The following is a 3,608-nucleotide window of genomic DNA, read 5'->3' as shown; positions in this document are numbered from 1 at the left end:
CATCATCGTTGAAAACGCGCTGCGAAGGCTTGCCGAGCAACAGCATCATGAAGGCCGATTGCTGAGCGTCAAGGAAAGGCTCGCGACCGTGGCAGCCGCCGCGCGCGAGATGATCCGGCCCTCGGTCTACGGACAGGCGATCATCATCCTCGTCTACGTGCCGCTACTCACGCTGACCGGCGTGGAGGGCAAGACGTTCGTGCCGATGGCGCTCACCGTCATCATCGCGCTCGGCTTCGCCTTCATCCTGTCGCTCACCTTCGTCCCCGCCATGATCGCGATCTGGCTGTCCAAAAAGGTGGAGGAGAAGGACGGCCGCATCATCACATGGCTGAAGAAGCGCTACGAACCCGGTCTCGACCGGGCGATGAAGCGCCCGACCCTGACGATCGGGGCGGGTGTCGGCAGCCTTGTGGTGGCGGCGCTTGCCTTCACCACGCTCGGCTCGGTGTTCCTGCCGCAGCTCGATGAAGGCGATCTGCTCATCCAGTCGCTCCGCATCCCGGCAACGTCGGTCCAGCAGAGTCAGGCGATGCAGGTGCCGATCGAGAGGATGATGTCGAAGCAACCGGAGGTGGCGTTCGTCTATTCAAAGACGGGCACCGCCGAGCTGGCGGCCGACCCGATGCCGCCGAACGCGACCGACATGTTCGTCATCCTGAAGCCGCGGAAGGACTGGCCGAACCCCGACCTTCCCAAGGAGGAGCTGGTAAGTCGGATCGAGGGTAATCTCGCGAAGTTCCCGGGCAATGCCTATGAGATCACCCAGCCCATCCAGATGCGCTTCAACGAGCTGATCGCCGGCGTTCGCGGCGATATCGCGGTGAAGGTATTCGGCGACGACTTCACACAAATGAACCGGACGGCCGAGCAGGTTGCTGCGGTGCTGCGCAAGACGCAGGGCGCAGCGGACGTGAAGGTCGAGCAAACGACGGGCCTGCCCATGCTCGACATTCGCGTCAATCGCGACGCAATGGCGCGTCTGGGCGTCACTGCCCAAGATGTGCAGGACATCGTCACCGCGACAATCGGCGGGCGCACCTCGGGCCAGATCTTCGAGGGCGATCGGCGCTTTCCGGTCGTGATACGGCTCTCTGAAGCGCAACGGGCGGACATCGGCCTTCTCGAACAGGTGCAGGTGCCGTTGGCGGGGGGTGGCTATGTGCCGCTTTCGAGCGTCGCCGACATCAAGGTGGTCGATGGTCCCAACCAGATCAGCCGCGAGAACGGGAAGCGTCGCGTGGTGGTGCAAGCCAATGTGCGCGGTCGCGACGTCGGCAGTGTCGTTGCGGACGCGCAGGCGGCGATCGGTAGCCAGGTTCGGCTGCCCGCTGGTGCCTATCTCGAATGGGGCGGCCAGTTCGAGAACCTGCAATCGGCAAGCGAACGTCTGAAGCTGGTCATTCCGGCCTGCTTCATCCTGATCCTGTTGCTCCTCTACGGGGCATTGGGATCGGTCCGCGATGCCGCGATCGTCTTCACCGGCGTGCCCTTCGCGCTGGTGGGCGGCGTTCTGCTGCTGTTCCTGCGGGGCATGGACTTCTCGATCTCGGCGGCGGTTGGCTTCATCGCCTTGTCGGGCATCGCGGTCCTCAACGGCCTCGTGATGGTCAGCTCGATCCAGGACCTGATCCGGTCGGGGCTATCGCGCGAAGAGGCGGCCCATGTCGGCGCAATGCAGCGTCTGCGGCCCGTCGTCATGACCGCGCTCGTCGCCAGCCTCGGCTTCGTGCCGATGGCGCTTGGCGAAGGCGCGGGCGCGGAGGTGCAGAAGCCATTGGCGACCGTCGTCATCGGCGGCCTGATCTCGGCAACGCTGCTGACGCTGTTCGTGCTGCCGACGCTCTACGCCCGGTTCGGGCAGAAAGTGATCGAGAAGCCCGAGCACTACAATGAGGAGCATGAAGGGGACGACCACGGTCAGACCTTCGTGAACGACTTGGCCTGAAGGGTGAGCGGGGCGATCCGCGATCGCCCCGCTCATCTCTGGGAGATGGGGATATGCCTCGCACCATAACCAGCTCAATGCTTCACGGCGGGCCACTGCGGATCTGGTCGGCGATCACCGATCCGGATCATCGTCGGGCTTGGAGTCCGCTCGTATTCCTCGACAACCCGTGCCAGCTTGGCGAGACGGAATGTACCTTCGCGATCCAGGGCATCACCCGACCAATTCGGACGCCAGCACGGATTGATCGATTCGATAAGCCGCACGCCTTCGCTTGGTCCTGCGGCATCCCTTATCTGTTCACGCTCGAAGAGCGGTACGAGCTGGCAGGGGACGACGGTGGCACCAGGCTAACACATAGCTGCACGCTGCGCGGGGCGCTGTCTTTGCCGTTCGCGGCGATGATGTTGCGTCGCCTGCGGTCCCTGATGATCGAGGCTGACGATCGCCTCGCAACCTATCTGCGCTGGCGGGTGGGTCAGCCTGCCCGTGGGATCAATCGTCAGCGCGTCCCCTCCCGGTACAGGAGGAAGGCGCGATGACGCCGTTGAAGCGGGTTCTGCCCGCCCTCATCCTCGTTATCGGGCTGGCGGCTTGCACGGAAAGCAAGCCGCCAGCCCCGCCAACGGAGCAGCAAATCCATTCGTCCGACAGCGCCGTGGCGACCGGGGAAATGGGGCGCCATCCCTATCGCTGTTCCGACGGGGAACCGCTGTTCGTCGACTACAAGGACAACGGCCTGCAGATCGATTTGCGGCGCTCCAGCAGCGCCGTGCCCATGACGCTGACCGCGCCAGCGCAGGGCCTCCAATATGTCGGCGAGACAGCCACCGCGACCTTCAAGGGGTCGCAGCTCACCATCGTGGAAGGCGAAGGCCGCACGCGGACCTGCGAACGGGAGGGCACCCGATGAACCGTCCTGTCTTCCGACACGTCGCACTGCAACGGGAGAGAAACGATGTCTGACACGTCGATCTCGAATGTGATGGCCATTCGCGCCGAAGTGATCGCGCGAAGCCGCGCCTTGCGCGAGGCGCAGCCGACGGCACCGCCCGGCGTGACGCCGACCGCTCCAGCCTCAACCTTTGCCGACACCCTCAATGCCGTGGTGGCGAAGGTCAACGAGACCCAGGAGCAGGAGGATGTCGTCACCGAAGCATATGAACGGGGCGAAACCACCGACATTGCGACCGTCGCGCTCATCCAGAGCCGTGCATCCATTACGTTCGAGGCGACGCTGCAAGTCCGGAACAAGCTGCTGTCTGCATATCGAGACATCATGAACATGCCGATCGGATGACGATCGCGGAGATAACTAAGGCGGTATTGGTATGATTGTCGGCACAAGGCCACGATTTACGCAGATTATTGTCGAGGTTTGGAAGCCCCTCACGATCCTGTTCGTGTGGGACGTGGCGGTGACGGCATTCCACATGATGACCCCGATCAAGGAACCGCCTTTGCCGACGGCGCTGTTCGGCACTGCCATCGCGCTCTTCATGGGGTTTCGGACCAACGCCGCTTATGCACGCTGGTGGGAAGCGCGAACTCTTTGGGGCGCGCTCATCAATTCCTCGCGCAGTCTGGCCCGGATCACGCGCAGCCTGACCAAGGGGGAACCCGAGGGCAGTGAGATACGGCACCACATCATCCTGAGGCA

At 63.6% G+C, this 3,608-nt stretch carries 5 protein-coding genes; all 5 read left to right on the top strand.

The features are described from left to right. On the top strand, window positions 1-1,948 hold a 1,948-nt coding region (locus BGN95_RS06280), incomplete at its 5' end, for an efflux RND transporter permease subunit (protein WP_286771998.1). 53 nt (window positions 1,949-2,001) lie between these two features. Continuing rightward, the gene (locus BGN95_RS06275; protein ID WP_043060768.1) at window positions 2,002-2,490 is read left to right on the top strand and encodes an SRPBCC family protein; all 489 of its coding nucleotides are present in this window, start codon (window positions 2,002-2,004) and stop codon (window positions 2,488-2,490) included. Beyond that, a complete protein-coding gene (locus BGN95_RS06270) occupies window positions 2,487-2,861 on the top strand; it encodes a hypothetical protein (RefSeq protein ID WP_007406844.1) in 375 nt (124 codons plus the stop codon). The genes BGN95_RS06275 and BGN95_RS06270 overlap by 4 nt, the downstream gene beginning before the upstream one ends. Window positions 2,862-2,906: 45 nt before the next feature. Further along, complete coding sequence (gene fliE / locus BGN95_RS06265) at window positions 2,907-3,248, top strand: flagellar hook-basal body complex protein FliE (RefSeq protein WP_007406845.1); 342 nt, start codon at window positions 2,907-2,909, stop codon at window positions 3,246-3,248. Between the two features lie 31 nt (window positions 3,249-3,279). Next, window positions 3,280-3,608: bestrophin family protein (locus BGN95_RS06260; RefSeq protein WP_286771997.1), on the top strand; the 329-nt coding region annotated here is incomplete at its 3' end.

This window comes from Sphingomonas sp. 66-10 (genome assembly GCF_001897045.1).
Taxonomy (GTDB): Bacteria; Pseudomonadota; Alphaproteobacteria; order Sphingomonadales; family Sphingomonadaceae; genus Sphingomonas; species Sphingomonas lycopersici.
This window is presented reverse-complemented; position numbering and strand designations above follow the sequence as displayed.